11 protein-coding genes are annotated in these 14786 nt (G+C 72.3%); 7 read left to right on the top strand and 4 right to left on the bottom strand.

Going from position 1 to position 14786, the window contains the following annotated elements:
- Window positions 1–54: 54 nt before the first annotated feature.
- From BIU98_RS14480 to BIU98_RS14450, 7 genes are all read left to right on the top strand, one after another.
- Entirely contained in the window at window positions 55–1662 is a 1608-nt protein-coding gene (locus tag BIU98_RS14480; protein ID WP_071278051.1) for an amino acid permease, read from the top strand.
- 76 nt (window positions 1663–1738) lie between these two features.
- Window positions 1739–2575, top strand: coding sequence for an urea amidolyase associated protein UAAP1 (locus BIU98_RS14475; RefSeq protein ID WP_071278050.1), 837 nt, complete (start codon window positions 1739–1741; stop codon window positions 2573–2575).
- Between the two features lie 3 nt (window positions 2576–2578).
- Window positions 2579–3271, top strand: a complete 693-nt coding sequence (locus BIU98_RS14470) for an urea amidolyase associated protein UAAP2 (protein WP_071278048.1) — start codon at window positions 2579–2581, stop codon at window positions 3269–3271.
- On the top strand, window positions 3268–6990 hold the full coding sequence (gene uca / locus BIU98_RS14465; RefSeq protein WP_083393276.1) for an urea carboxylase: 3723 nt from the start codon (window positions 3268–3270) through the stop codon (window positions 6988–6990). The genes BIU98_RS14470 and uca overlap by 4 nt, the downstream gene beginning before the upstream one ends.
- Window positions 6987–8762: an allophanate hydrolase gene (atzF, locus tag BIU98_RS14460; protein WP_083393275.1), complete on the top strand. Its 1776-nt coding sequence runs from the start codon at window positions 6987–6989 to the stop codon at window positions 8760–8762. The genes uca and atzF overlap by 4 nt, the downstream gene beginning before the upstream one ends.
- Window positions 8763–8788: 26 nt before the next feature.
- Window positions 8789–9475, top strand: coding sequence for a TetR/AcrR family transcriptional regulator (locus BIU98_RS14455; RefSeq protein WP_071278046.1), 687 nt, complete (start codon window positions 8789–8791; stop codon window positions 9473–9475).
- Window positions 9476–10097: 622 nt separating this feature from the next.
- Complete coding sequence (locus BIU98_RS14450) at window positions 10098–10400, top strand: putative quinol monooxygenase (RefSeq protein WP_071278043.1); 303 nt, start codon at window positions 10098–10100, stop codon at window positions 10398–10400.
- A 79-nt stretch (window positions 10401–10479) separates the two neighbouring features.
- Here BIU98_RS14450 and BIU98_RS14445 read toward each other — a convergent pair whose 3' ends face one another.
- Genes BIU98_RS14445 through BIU98_RS14430 form a run of 4 tightly spaced genes read right to left on the bottom strand, consistent with a single transcriptional unit; the run spans window position 10480 to window position 14646 of the window.
- Complete coding sequence (locus tag BIU98_RS14445) at window positions 10480–11304, bottom strand: carbohydrate ABC transporter permease (RefSeq protein WP_071278020.1); 825 nt, start codon at window positions 11302–11304, stop codon at window positions 10480–10482.
- Window positions 11301–12233, bottom strand: coding sequence for a carbohydrate ABC transporter permease (locus BIU98_RS14440; RefSeq protein WP_254787921.1), 933 nt, complete (start codon window positions 12231–12233; stop codon window positions 11301–11303). The genes BIU98_RS14445 and BIU98_RS14440 overlap by 4 nt, the downstream gene beginning before the upstream one ends.
- A 10-nt stretch (window positions 12234–12243) precedes the next feature.
- Window positions 12244–13602 (bottom strand): extracellular solute-binding protein, encoded by a 1359-nt coding sequence (locus BIU98_RS14435; protein ID WP_071278017.1) that lies wholly within the window; start codon window positions 13600–13602, stop codon window positions 12244–12246.
- Window positions 13603–13638: 36 nt separating this feature from the next.
- Window positions 13639–14646: a carbohydrate kinase family protein gene (locus tag BIU98_RS14430; protein ID WP_071278013.1), complete on the bottom strand. Its 1008-nt coding sequence runs from the start codon at window positions 14644–14646 to the stop codon at window positions 13639–13641.
- Window positions 14647–14786: the final 140 nt, after the last annotated feature.

Here is a 14786-nt window from a genome sequence, read left to right as displayed (position 1 = left end):
CACTTGGTCGCACTACCTGTCACCCGACAGGTACTCCGCGAAAGGTCTGCAGCCATGCGCTCTCCAGAAGCCCCGCTCCACGCACCGCGCGCCACCTCGTCGACCGGCTCCGCCGCCCCCGACACCCAGGGCACCGCCCGCCTCGGCTACGAGCAGGAACTCCACCGCGGGGTCGGCTCGTTCTCGTCCTTCGCCGCCGGCTTCTCCTTCGTGTCCATCCTGACCACGGTGTTCCAGCTCTTCGGACTCGGCTTCGGACTCGGGGGCGCTGCGTTCTTCTGGGCCTGGCCGCTCGTCTTCGGCGGCCAGCTGCTGGTCGCGCTGAACTTCGCACAGCTCGCGGCCCGGTGGCCGATCTCCGGCGCGATCTTCCAGTGGTCGAGCCGCCTGGCGGGTGCCCGCTTCGGCTGGTTCACCGGCTGGACGATGATCATCGGCCAGACCCTCACCGTCGCGGTCGCCGCCATCGCCGTGCAGGCCGTGCTGCCCGCGATCTGGAGCGGCTTCCAGATCGTCGGCGGAGCGGGCGCCGACCCGTCGCTCGCATCCGCCACGGGTGCCGCGAACGCCGTCGTGCTCGGCCTCGTGATGCTCGTCGTGACGACCGTCGTGAACATCACGAGCGTGCGGCTGATGGCCCGCGTGACGAGCTTCGGCGTGCTCATCGAGATCGTCGGCGTCATCGTGCTCATCGGTGCGCTGTTCCTGCTCCCCCACCGCAGCGCGACCGTCGTGTTCTCCAGCGTCGGGTCCACGAGCACGGAGCCGTACGTCTTCGCGTTCCTGGCGTCCTCGCTGATGGCCGCGTACGTGATGGTCGGCTTCGACTCCGCGGGTGAACTGGCCGAGGAGACCCACAACCCGCGCCGGACGACCCCGAAGACGATCGTCCGCGCGCTGACGGTGTCCGGGCTCGGCGGCGGACTGCTCATCATCGGCGCCCTCGTCGCCGCCCCGAGCCTGACCGACGGCAAGCTCGCCACGCAGGGCCTGGCGTGGGTGATCACGTCGACGCTCGGCGAGGTGGCCGGTCGGCTGCTGCTCTGCACCGTCGCGGTCGCCGTGTTCGCGTGCACGCTGGCCGTGCAGACCGCCGGCGCGCGCATGGTCTTCTCGATGGCCCGCGAGGGCGCGCTGCCGTTCCACCGCACGCTCGCGAAGGTCTCCCCGCGCACCGGCACCCCGATCGCCGCGTCGATCGTGGTCGGTGTCGGCGCCGGTCTGGCCCTCGCGGTCAACATCGGGCAGTCGGCGATCTTCACCGCCCTGTCGAGCCTGTGCATCGCGATGCTCTACCTGGCCTACCTCGGCGTGACCGGCCCACTCCTCCTCGAGCGCCTGCGGTCGCGCGGCACCGGGCTGCCGACCGGGGTGGACGAGGACGGCAAGCCGCTCTTCACGCTCGGCCGGTGGGGCATCCCATTGAACGCCCTGGCCGTCGCGTTCCAGATCGGCATGGCGGTGAACCTCATCTGGCCCCGCCCGGAGATCTACGACCTGACCGGGGACTCCTGGTGGCTGCAGTACAGCGCGCTGCTGTTCATCGGCGGCGTCCTGCTCGTCGGCTGGGCCTGGTCGTCGTGGCGACACCGGGCGCACGGGCCACTCACGCTCGCGCACGTCCCGACCACGGCCGCCGTCCCGGTCGCCGCCGAGGCCTGACCCGCCGGCGCCCGCCTCCAGCGCGCCACCACCCCGCCACCACCCCGCCCCACCCGCTCCACCACGAAGGACCCGCATGCGTGACCTCCACCAGACCGACAGCGTGACCGCCTCGCGCTCCGACGCCCGCGCGCAGGCCGGGTCGCAGTCGGAGTACATGCCCTGGCTGCCGGCGTCGACGTCCCCGTTCGCCCCGGAGGGCGTCGACCCCGCCGACCTGGTGTGGGCCGAGACCGTGGCCCCCGGCGGGTACACGCACCGGGTCCTCGCCCGCGGCACCCGGATCCGGCTCGACGACCCGACCGGGGACGCGTGCGCGAACACCGTCGTGTACAACGCGCTCGAGCCGTGGGAACGCCTCAACGTCGCGGACACGCAGAAGATCCCGTGGCAGGCGTACCTCGGCGCGGGGTCGCCGCTGCTGAGCGGGGACGGGCGGGCCCTGGCCACGATCGTCGAGGACACGTCCGGCCGGCACGACGCGTTCTGCGGCACCTCGACCGACGCGTGGAACACCGCGAAGTACGGCGACGCCGCACCGGAGGGACCGTCGCCGAGCGGCCGGTCGCTCCTGGCGAAGGCCGCCGCCAAGCACGGGCTCACCAAGCGCGACCTGCCGCCGAGCATCTCGTTCTTCCAGGGCGTCCGCGTCGACCCGGAGGGCGCGCTCGAGCCCACCGGGTCGGCGGGCCCCGGGCACCACGTCACGCTCGTCGCGGAGCTCCCGCTGCTGGTCCTCATCGCGAACGTCGCGCACCCGCTCGACCCGCGGCCGGACTACGTCGTGGGGCCCCTGCGCGTGCACGCCTGGCGCGGGGCACCGACCACGGCGGCCGACGAGCGCTTCACCGCGACGCCGGAACTGACCCGCGCCTACCTGAACTCGATCGACCACGCGGAAGCACGAGGCTGAGCAATGACCGACACCATGACCTCCACCGTCCCCGTCGGTGCCGTGCACGCGCCCGACGCCGTCCTCGACTGGAGCGAGTCGCTCGTGCCCGGCACCGTAGTCCGCGACGACCGGGTCGCACCGCTGGCACCGTGGTCCGCCGTCGTGCTGGCCGGCGAGGTGCTCACGATCGTCGACGTCGGTGGCAACCAGAGCGCCGACTGTCTCGTCTACGACGCGCACGACCCCGACGAGCGGTACAGCGTCCCCGACACCCTCGTCGCGCAGGGCAACGCGTACGTCCGCACCGGCACGGTCCTGATGTCGAACGAGGGCCGCCCACTGATGACCGTCGTCGGCAACGAGATCGACCGCCAGGACACCATCGGCGGCGCCTGCTCGAAGGAGTCGAACACCCTCCGCTACGGGCACCACACCGCGTACCAGCACGGCTGCCGCGAGAACTTCCTCGCCGAGGCGTCCCGCCACGGCCTCGGCGTCCGCGACCTCGTGTCGAACCTCAACTGGTTCATGAACGTGCCGGTCGAGGCGGACGGCGCCCTCGGCATCGTCGACGGGATGAGCGCCCCCGGCAAGCGCGTGGCGGTCCGGGCCGAGCGGGACGTGCTCGTGATCGTGTCGAACTGCCCGCAGATGAACAACCCGTGCAACGACTTCTCCTGCACGCCCCTCCGGATGATCGTGGTGCAGCCATGACCGCGCTCGAGACGGGCGCGACGCCGGCACAGTCGCCCGCCGGACGCCCGGCCCTCAGCACCGACACCGTCCTCGTCGCGAACCGCGGGGAGATCGCCCGCCGGGTGATCCGGTCTGCCAAGGCCCTCGGCATGCGCACGGTCGCCGTGTACTCCGACGCCGACCGCGCGGCCCCACACGTCCGCGAGGCCGACGTCGCCGTCCGCCTCGGCCCGGCCCCCGCCCGCGAGTCCTACCTGCGCATCGACGCGGTCGTCCAGGCAGCACTCGACTCCGGCGCCGGCCTGGTGCACCCGGGCTACGGCTTCCTGTCCGAGAACACCGCGTTCGCGCAGGCCTGCGCCGCAGCCGGCATCCGCTTCGTCGGGCCGACCGCCGACCAGATCGTGGCGTTCGGCGCGAAGCACACCGCCCGCGAACTCGCCGCAGCGGCCGGGGTCCCGATGCTCGCCGGCACGGGGCTGCTCGCCTCGGCCGACGACGCCGTCACCGCCGCCGACCGCATCGGCCTGCCCGTCATGCTCAAGGCCACCGGGGGCGGCGGCGGGATCGGCATGCAGGCCTGCGCCACGCTCGACGAGGTCCGCGAGGCCTACGCGAGCGTCGAGCGCACCGCTGCCGCCGCCTTCGGCGCCGCCGGCATCTTCCTCGAACGCCTGGTCCGACCGGCCCGCCACGTCGAGGTCCAGCTCTTCGGTGACGGCGAGGGTCGGGTCGCCGTGATCGGCGACCGCGACTGCTCGCTCCAGCGCCGGAACCAGAAGGTCATCGAGGAGGCTCCGGCCCCGGCACTGCCGGAGCACGTCCGGGAGGCCCTCCACGAGTCCGCACGTCGGCTCGCGGCGAGCATCGGGTACCGCAGCGCCGGCACGGTCGAGTTCGTCTACGACCCGGTGCGCGAGGAGGCGTCGTTCCTCGAGGTGAACACCCGCCTGCAGGTCGAGCACCCGGTGACCGAGGAGGTCTACGGCGTCGACCTCGTCGAGCTCATGCTCCGGCTGGCCCGCGACGGTGCGGCCGGCATCCCCGACGACGTCTTCGACCGCCGCTGGACCCCGACCGGGCACGCCGTCGAGGCCCGCGTCTACGCCGAGGACCCGGCCAAGGGCTCCCTGCCGTCGAGCGGCCTGGTGACGCAGGCCGTCTTCCCCGCGACCTCGACCGACGACGGCACCGCGACCGGCATCCGCGTCGACGGCTGGGTCGAGACCGGCTCCGAGGTGTCGGCGTTCTACGACCCGATGCTCGCGAAGGTGATCGCGACCGGGGAGACCCGCGACGACGCCCTCGACCGGCTGCGCGACGCCCTGGCTGAGACCCGCATCGACGGCATCGTCACGAACGCGGGACTCCTCCGCACGCTCACCGACGACCTCGAGCTCCGCACGGCGACGCACTCGACGTCCACGCTCGACACGACCGAGGACCCGGACCCGCGCATCGACGTCCTGGTGCCCGGCACGATGACGACCGTGCAGGACCTGCCCGGTCGGCTCGGGTACTGGCAGGTCGGGGTCCCGCCGAGCGGCCCGTTCGACGCGGCGTCCTTCGCCGAGGCGAACCGGGCGGTCGGCAACCCGGACGGCGCCCCCGCGCTGGAGGTCACCGCGACCGGCCCGACGCTGCGGTTCTCCGCCGCCGCGGTCGTCGCGGTCACCGGGGCACCCGTGCCGCTGACCCTCGACGGCGAACCCGTCGCGCTGTGGGAGCCGGTCGAGGTCGCCGCCGGGCAGACCCTGTCCGTCGGGACCGCTCCCGGCCCGGGACTCCGGAGCTACCTCGCGGTGCGCGGGGGCTTCGACGTGCCGACCTACCTCGGCTCCGCGGCCACGTTCACGCTCGGCGGGTTCGGCGGCCACGCGGGTCGGGCCCTGCTCGCCGGTGACGTGCTCCGCCCCGGCTCCCCCGACTCCGACGCCCCGCACCCGGCCTTCCCCGCCGGCACCCGGCTTGGACTCGTCGGCGGCCCGACCCCGGCCGAGCACCGCACGGCGCTGACGGACACGTGGGAGATCGCCGTCACCGAGGGTCCGCACGCGGCACCGGACTTCTTCACCCGCGCGGACCTCGACGTGTTCTACGCGACGGACTACGGCGTGCACCACAACTCCGCCCGCACCGGCGTCCGGCTCATCGGACCCCGGCCGGGCTGGGCGCGCACGGACGGCGGCGAGGCCGGCCTGCACCCCTCGAACATCCACGACACCCCGTACGCGGTCGGCGCGATCGACTTCACCGGCGACACCCCGATCATCCTCGGGCCGGACGGGCCGTCCCTCGGCGGGTTCGTCTGCCCCGCGGTGGTGGCCAGCGGCGACCTGTGGAAGCTGGGCCAGCTGCGCCCGGGCGACACCGTCCGCTTCGTCCCCGTCCGCGAGACCGACGCCGCCGCGCTCATCGCGAACCGAGCCTCCAGGACGGTCCCGCGTACCGGACGCGACGGGCGCACCGGGGGTGACGGCGACGACGGGGTGCTGGCGCGTCTGGACGCGACCCCCTCGCGGCCGAGCGTGGCGTACCGCCGTGACGGCGACGACAACGTCCTCGTCGAGTACGGCGACATGACGCTCGACATCGCACTGCGGATGCGCGTGCACGCGCTCATGACGAAGCTGCAGGAGCACACGCCGAAGGGCGTCCTCGACATCACGCCGGGCATCCGGTCGTTGCAGGTGCACACCGACGCGTCCGTGCTGAAGGCGCGCGACGTGGCCGGGCTGCTCCGTGAGCTCGAGGACGAGATCCCGCCGACGGACCAACTCGTCGTGCCGTCGCGCACCGTGAAACTGCCGTTGTCATGGGACGACCCCGCGACCCGGCTGGCGATCGAGCGCTACATGAACGGCGTCCGGAACGACGCCCCGTGGACGCCCTGGAACATCGAGTTCATCCGGCGGATCAACGGGCTGGACTCCGTGGACGACGTCTTCCGCACCGTGTTCGACGCGAGCTACCTGGTGCTCGGGCTCGGCGACGTGTACCTCGGCGCCCCGGTCGCGACCCCGCTCGACCCCCGGCACCGGCTCGTCACCACGAAGTACAACCCGGCGCGCACCTGGACGGCCGAGAACTCCGTCGGCATCGGCGGCGCCTACCTCTGCATCTACGGCATGGAGGGGCCCGGCGGCTACCAGTTCGTCGGACGCACCGTGCAGATCTGGAACCGCTTCCGCCGTGGTGGGCTGTTCCAGGAGGACCCCTGGGCGCTCCGCTTCTTCGACCGGATCGAGTGGTACGCGGTCGGCGCCGAGGAGCTCCTCGAGCTGCGGGCCGAGACCGACGCGGGCCGCGGGGACTTCGAGACCGCCGACGGGGAGTTCTCGATCGCGGCGTACAACCGGTTCCTCGGGGACAACGCGGACTCGATCGCGGCGTTCCGGGCGCAGCAGGCCCGGGCGTTCGGCGAGGAGAAGGACCGGTGGCGGGCCTCGGGCGAGTTCGACGTCCGCGACGAACCGGCCGTGGTCGTGCCCGACGCCGTGACCGTGCCCGAGGGGTCGACGGCCGTCACCGCGCCGTTCACCTCGACGGTGTGGCAGGTGGACGTCCGACCGGGCGACCGGGTGGACGCAGGACAGAAGCTGTTGGCCGTGGAGGCGATGAAGATGGAGTCGATGGTGCACGCACCCGTGGACGGACACGTCCTGGAGGTCTACGTCACCCCGGGCGAGCAGGTCGCACCGGGCCAGGTCCTCGCCGCGATCGGAGCACCGGCATGAGCGCGATCGTTGCTGGCACCGTGGGCACCGCTGCTACCGCGAGCTCCGCGACGGCCGCGGAGTCCCGCGTCCACGACGCCTTCGACCGGATCGCCGCGGTCGACCGCCCCGAGGTGTGGATCACCCTGCGCGACCGCGCCGACGTCCTCGCCGAGGCGTCCCGCGTCGACCCGGCGCTCCCCCTCGCCGGGCTGCTGTTCGCCGTGAAGGACAACATCGACGTCGCGGGCCTGCCCACGACCGCCGCCGCCAGGTCCTACGCGTACGAGCCGACGGCCGACGCCACCGCGGTCGCCCGGCTGCGGGCTGCCGGAGCGGTCGTCGTCGGCAAGACGAACCTCGACCAGTTCGCCACCGGCCTGGTCGGCACCCGCTCCCCGTTCGGCGCCGTCCGGAACGCCTGGGACCCGACCAGGATTTCCGGGGGCTCGTCCAGCGGGTCCGCCACGGCCGTCGCCCTCGGGGTCGTCGACTTCGCGCTCGGCACCGACACCGCGGGCTCCGGACGGGTGCCGGCAGCGCTCGGCAACCTCGTCGGCGTGAAGCCGACGAAGGGCCTGGTGCCGAACACCGGCGTCGTGCCGGCCTGCCGGTCCCAGGACTGCGTCACGGTGTTCGCGGCGTCGCTCGGGCTCGCCAGGACCGCCGCCGAGCTGATGACCGGGCCCGACGGCGTCGACCCCCTCGCCCGCGAGGACCGCGCCCACGCCGCCCTCCCGACCGTCCCCCGCATCGCCGTCCCGCTGCCGGCACAGCTCGAGGGCCTCGCCGACGGGTGGGCAGCCGCCTTCGCCGTGGCCGTCGACCGCTTCCGCGCGCTCGGCCACGAGGTCGTCGAGGTCGACATCGCCCCGCTCCTCGACGCCGCAGCACTGCTCTACGACGGCGCGTTCGTCGCCGAGCGGCACGCGGCCGTCGGTGCCCACATCGAGGCGCACGCGGACCTCGTCGGCGAGGACCTGGACCCGTCCGTCGCCGCGATCGTGCTCGGCGGCGCCCGGCCCACCGCGTCGGAGCTGTTCGCCGACATGGCCCGGCTCGACGCCCTCGGGGCTGCGGGTCGCGCGGTGCTCGACGGCACGACCGCGCTCCTCACGCCGACCACCACGTGGCACCCGACCCTCGCCGAGGTGGCCGCCGACCCCATCGGCGCGAACAGCCGGATGGGCCGGTACACGAACTTCGCGAACCTGCTCGACATGGCCTCGCTCGCCGTGCCCGCGGGCTTCGTCGACGGGCTCCCCTTCGGCGTCATGCTGACCGGTCCCGCGTTCACCGACCGACGGCTCGCGGCGCTCGCCTCCGCGTTCCTCGCCCCCACCGTCGACCTGCTGGTCGTCGGAGCGCACCTCCGCGACCAGCCGCTGAACGGCCAGCTGGTCGCGGCCGGCGGATCGTTCGTCCGGGAGGCCCGCACCGCCTCCGACTACCGGCTGTACGCCCTCGACACGGTGCCGCCGAAGCCGGGGCTGGTCCGCGCGGGACCGGTCGGGTCCGGCAGCGGGGTTGCGTCCGGCAGCGGTGTCGCGTCCGCCAGTGGCGGGCCGGCCGCCGGTCCCGCCACCGGCTCGATCGCCGGTGAGGTCTGGCGCCTGCCCGCCGCCGGCTTCGCGACCTTCGTCGCCGCACTGCCCGCACCGATGGCGATCGGCACCGTCACGCTCGAGGACGGCTCCGACGTCACGGGCTTCCTCGTCGAGCCGTGGGCGGTCGTCGGCGCCGAGGACATCACCCACCACGGCGGCTGGCGCGCCTACCGCGAGCAGGGCTGACCGCGGTGGCCTGGGAGGATGGGGCCATGCCCTCCGACGAGCGACCGTCCCGCGTCGGACGCCCCCGCGCCGTGCCGGACACGAGCCCCGAGCTCAGCCCCCGCGACCAGATCCTCGACGCCGCAGCGGCACTGTTCGTCGAGAACGGGTTCAGCGCGACCTCGACCCGCGCGATCGCCGAGCGCGTCGGGGTCCGACAGGCGTCGCTGTACTACCACTTCGCGGGCAAGGACGACATGCTCGTCGAGCTGCTGACGACCTCGGTGCGCCCGAGCCTCGACGTCGTCCGCGACCTCGAGCAGCGCGTGCCGGGGTCGACCAGCGCCGCCGGTGCCCTCGCCGCGCTGGTGCTCATCGACGTGGACACCCTGGTGCGCACGCCGCACAACATCGGGACGCTCTACTTGCTGCCCGAGGTGCAGGGCGAGCGCTACGACGGCTTCCGCCTCGAGCGCCAGGAGCTGCAGGACACCTACGGCCGACTCGGCTCCCGCGCCGCCACCCCCGACGTGTCGCTGACCCCGACGCAGCTCGGCGCCGTGCTCATCCAGCTCGCCGAGACCGTCATCCAGCTCCGACGTGCCGGTCGGGTCGAGGATGAGGACCGCGACGCCATCATCACGACCTGCCTGCGCGCCTGCGGCCTGGACGCCGCCGCCGTCACCGCTGCCCGGCGCGACGCGGAGTCCCTGCTCGCTGCCGCCGCGGTCTGACGGTTTCGCTCCCGCCGCTTGACGGATGCGGTTGCCGTTCCCCGAGGTTCGCCGACCAGATCCGTCACCGCGCCGATCGAACTCGTGGTCCCCGTGTCCCCAGGTCCGCGTCCCCGCGTCCCCGGGTCCCCGCGTCGGACGTTGCGTCCGCATCCTTCGACATCGCACGAGTCGATCGACGCCCGCCATGTCGGACCATGCGGACGCACCACAGCCGCACGCATGGTCCGACACCGCACGAGTCGATCGACGCCCGCCATGTCGGACCATGCGGACGCACCACCGCCGCGCGCATGGCACGACAACGTCGAGGTCGTACGACACCGACGTTGTCGCGTGGTGCCCGCACACTGACGCGGTCCACCCCGGGCACGACATCGTCGAGGTCGTACGACACCGACCGTGTCGCGTGGTGCCCGCACACTGACGTGGACCACCCTGGGCACGACATCGTCGAGGTCGTACGACACCGACGTTGTCGCGTGGTGCCCGCACGCTCCGCCGCCGAGCACCCACCGACCCGCCGAGGCCCCGCCTGGGACGGAACACCAGCGCGACGGGCAGGGTTGGAGAGGAGGTGCGTCATCCGACGTGCGTCCCAGAACGACAGGAACGGTGCAGCATGACGACGACGGTCTTCCTCGATCTCGAACTCCGGAGCGACGCGTCCCACGAGGAGGTCGAGTCGACGATCCGCGAGACGCTCGCGCAGACCCGCCAGCACCACGGCTGCGAGTCGCTCGAGGTCCTCATCGACGACGCCGACCCCACGCGCCTGGTGGTCCTCGAGCGCTGGACCACCACCGCCGACCACGACGCCTACGCCGCATGGCGTGCCACGCCCGAGGGCGCCTCCCCGCTCGGCCAGGTCCTGGCCGCACCCGGCGTGAAGCGCATCTTCGGTCGCACGATCGAGCTCTCCTAGCGGCCCGCGTCCGACGCGACCCGCTGACGGACGGGAGGCTCCCCACCAGCTGGTGGGGAGCCTCCCGTCCGTTCTGTGGTCACCGGTCGGCGAAGCCGCCGAGCATGCCGGAGATGAACCGCTTCTGCAGGAAGAAGTAGAGGACGACGATCGGCAGGGCGACGATCACCCCGGCGGCGGAGAGCAGCGAGTAGTCCGTCAGGTTCGCGCCCTTGAAGAAGGCGAGGCCGAGGGGGGCCGTGCGGTGGTCCTCGCTCGTGATGAGCACCAGGGGCAGCAGGAACTCGTTCCACGTCCACATCGTGATGAGCAGGGACATCGTCATGATCGGGGCGATCGCGGCGGGGACCATCACCTGCCAGAGCAGGCGGACGTCACGGGCGCCGTCCAGGCGGGCGGCCTCGATGACCTCGCCGGGGAAGCTCCGGAACTGGCTGCGCATCCAGAAGATGCCGAACGCCAGGGACTGCGCGGTCTGCGGCAGGATCAGGCCCGAGTACGTGTCGGTGAGGCCGACCGACCGCAGGTTGAAGTACAGCGGGATGATGAAGGCCTCGGCCGGGAGCATCAGGCCCGCGAGCATCACGAAGAACAGGACGTTCGAGCCGGGGAAGTCGAGCCGGCCGAACGCGAAGCCGGCGAAGACGGCGAGCACCGTGGTCAGGACGACGACCGACACGGTGACCAGCACGCTGGAGAACATGAACGTGCCGAAGTGGCCGCGGGTCCAGGCGGTGCCGAAGTTCCCGAGGTCGATCGCGGTGGGGATGCTGAAGCCGCCGGAGTTCTGCGCCGACGGCGTGACCGACGACAGCAGCACGCCGAGGAGCGGGATGATCGCGAACAGGGCGAACAGCGACAGGATGACGTAGTTGACGGTCTTCTCGCGGACGGAGATCCTCATGCGACGTCCTTCGGCTGCAGACGGCTGATCAGGGCCGTGACGATCATGATGACGACGGTGAGCGAGACGGCGACGGCCGCGGCCGAGCCGACCTGGCCGGACTGGAAGGCACGGCTGTAGGCCTCGAACGCCGGGACCGAGGTCGAGTTGCCCGGCCCGCCCGCCGTGGTGACGTAGACCAGGTCGAAGGTCTTCAGCGCCGAGACGACCGTGAGCGCCAGGGCCGCGGCGATCTGCCCGCGCAGCGACGGCAACGTGATGGAGAAGAACTCGCGCGCCGCACCGGCACCGTCGATGCGGGCCGCCTCGAACAGGCTCGGGTGGATGTTGCCGACGCCGGAGAGGAACAGCACCAGGCACAGGCCGACGTTCAGCCACGTGCCGACGAAGCCGATCGCGGGCAGGGCCGTGTCGTACCCACCGAGCCAGACCTGCGCGAACTGCCCGAGGCCGACGAGCCGCAGCCCGTCGTTGAGCAGCCCGTCGGCGGAGTAGATCGACACCCAGATCGTCGCGACGACGACCGAGGCGATGACCTGCGGCAGGAACAGCACCGTGCGGAAGAACGACATGCCGCGCAGGCCGTTCGCCCGGGAGATCAGTGCGGTGAGGAACAGCGCCACGACCACGGGGATGGCGGCGTAGAACACCATCAGCACGAGCGCGTGTCCGAACGACGCCCGGAGCTGCGGGTCCGTGAAGACGCCCGCGTAGTTGGCGAAGCCCGCCCACGTCGCCGCGGAGAGGCCGTCCCAGTCGTAGAACGAGTACTGGATGCTCTGCAGGAACGGCACCCCGAGGAACACCGCGAACACGACGAACGCCGGCAGGATGTAGAGGTACGGCACCAGGCTGCGGCGGCGCCGGCGGGGGGCCGGGCGGGCACTGCTCGCGGCAGCACCTGCCCGGGCCCCGGTCAACTGGGTCACGAGGCGGTCCTCACTTCTTGACGAAGCCGGCGTAGTCGCTCTGCAGGGTCTTCGTGTACTGCTCCGGCGTGGCCTTGCCGGCGACGAGGTCCTGCATGCCAGCGGTGATGGTGTCGTAGAACGTCGGGGTGGCGTAGTCGAGGTACGGCGTGATGGCGTTCGCGCTCGAGATCGTCTTGTAGTTGCTCGTGATGTCGCCGGCGATCGTGCCCTCGGCGGGGGTGTCGGCGTCCGGCACCACGGTCGGCAGGTTGCCCTTGTCGACCAGGGTCGAGGCGGCCTTCGCGTTCGTGACGAAGTCGACGTACGCCGCTGCGGCGTCCGCGTTCTTCGTCTTCGACGTGATCGCCCAGGCGAGCCCCTCGCCGCCCATCGTCACCGGGGTCGACGCCCCGGTCGGCGTGAGTGCGGTGAAGCCGATGTCCTTCGCCTTGCTGGCGGCCTCGAGGGTGGCCTGGTACCAGGTGCCCGTGATCAGGAAGGCGGACTCGCCCTTGCCGAAGGCGCTGACGGCGTCGTCGCGGGAGACGCCGTTCGCGCCCTCGGTGACGTAGCCGTCCTCCACCCACCCGCTGATCGTGCTGGCTGCCTTCACCTCGTCGTCACCGGTCCAGCTGCCGGACTTGCCGGCGACCAGGTCGTTGACCGCGTCGTGCCCGGCGAGCGCGGAGAGCACCAGGCCGTAGAGGTGGATGCCCGGGCTCTTCTCGACGTCGCCGTAGCTGAGGGGCAGGGTGCCGGCGGCCTTGACCTTCTGCATGTCCTCGGTCAGCTCGGCCACCGTGGTGGGCGGGCTGTCGATCCCGGCCTCCTTCAGGACCTCCCTGTTGTAGTACAGCCCGACGAGCTCGCCGGTCTGCGAGACGCCGTACAGGCTGTCGCCCTGCCAGGTCGTGCCGTCGGAGGAGAAGGAGTTGAGCTTCAGCAGGCTCGAGGGGTAGTAGTCGTCCCAGCCGTAGAGCTTGGCGTAGTCGTCGACCGGTCGCAGGAAGCCGGCCTTCACGAAGGCGCCCATGTCCGGGTAGCCCTGGTTCGCCTGCACGACGTCCGGCGGGTTGTCCCCGGAGAGCGCGAGCTTCAGCGTGGTCTTCAGGTCGGCGAAGGAGCGCGAGACCCGCTTGACCGTGATGTTCGGGTGGGCCTTCTCGAACGCGTCGTTGAGGACCTGCTGCGCGTCGTTGATGCCGGTGTCCGTGTTCTGGTCCCAGACCGTCAGCGTGGTCTTCGCCGATCCGACGTCCTTCGACACCGCGCCGAGGCTCTGCGAGGCAGCGGGGGCGGCGGACCCGCCGGGCGTGCAGGCGGTCAGGCCGAGGGCGACCGCCGCTGCGACGCCGATGAGCATCGACGCCTTGCTGATGTGCTTCATGGTGGGTCCAGTTCTGCGAGGGGGTGGGTGGTCGGGTCAGCGTTCGGTGCTGGGCACGTCGGCCAGGAAGGACCAGTCGCCCGGGGCGGAGCGCTGGTCGAGGAAGGCGCGGAGCTCGTCCGGGTGCGGCGCGCTCGCCGCTCCCCCGAGTCCGGTGACGGCGAAGGCCGCGCTGGCGGCGGCGAACCGCAGTCGGGTCTCGAGGTCCCAGCCGTGGTGCACGCCGGCCATGAACGACGCGACGAAGACATCGCCGGCGCCGGTGGGGTCGACGGCCTCGACGCGGATGGTCTCGGCCGTGACGACCACACCGTTGGCGGAGTCGACCGCCACGACGCCGTCGGGACCGCGGGTGACGACCGCGAGCGGCACGCGCTCCGCGAGCACCTTCGCCGCGGCGAGCGCCGAGTCCGTCCGGGTGTACCGCATGGCCTCGACGTCGTTCGGCACGAAGACGTCGATCTCGGCCAGGCGGTCGAGCACCCCGCCGCTCCACTCGCCGGTGTGGTCCCACCCGACACCGCCGACGACCGTGGTGCCCGCCGCGCGGAGCCGGGCGACCCACGCAGGCAGCGGCTTGGCGATGCCGACGTGCGTCGCGGCGACGGGGCCGAGGTCGTCCGGCACGAGGGTCGGACCGAGGTGTTCCTCGTACGTGATGAAGCTGCGGTCGTCGGGTCCGGTCAGGGCCACCGACACGGCGCTCTGGTGGCCGGGCACGAGCTCGAGCAGGGAGGTGTCGAGGAACGGTTCGGCGGTCAGCACGTCGTACACGTGGCGGCCGAGCACGTCGTCGCCGAGGCGGCTGGCGAGCATCGTCGGGGCGCCGGCCCGGGCAGCGGCGACCGCACGGTTCGCGACGCCGCCCGGGGTGATGGCGAACGCGTCCGCGAAGACCTCGGCGCCCTGCTCGGGAGCCGTGACCCCGGAGAAGACGACGTCGCAGTAGACGTCCCCGGCGAACAGCAGGGTGCCGCGAGTGGTCTCGTCGGCCTGCCCGCCGGTGTCCCCGGTGGGTCGTGGCTCGGCATGCGCCTCGGTCACGGCAGTCTCCTCGTCATCGCGGATCAGTGCTGCGCAGGCTTGCTCGACCTGGAACGGATCCGGTGGTGGTGCTCAAGCCTGCGTGCTTCGTGTTGCGAGGACGTTACTTGATTGCGCCAGATTTGTTAAGTCTGCGCGAG

This window comes from Curtobacterium sp. MMLR14_010 (genome assembly GCF_001865015.1).
GTDB lineage: Bacteria > Actinomycetota > Actinomycetes > Actinomycetales > Microbacteriaceae > Curtobacterium.
This window is presented reverse-complemented; position numbering and strand designations above follow the sequence as displayed.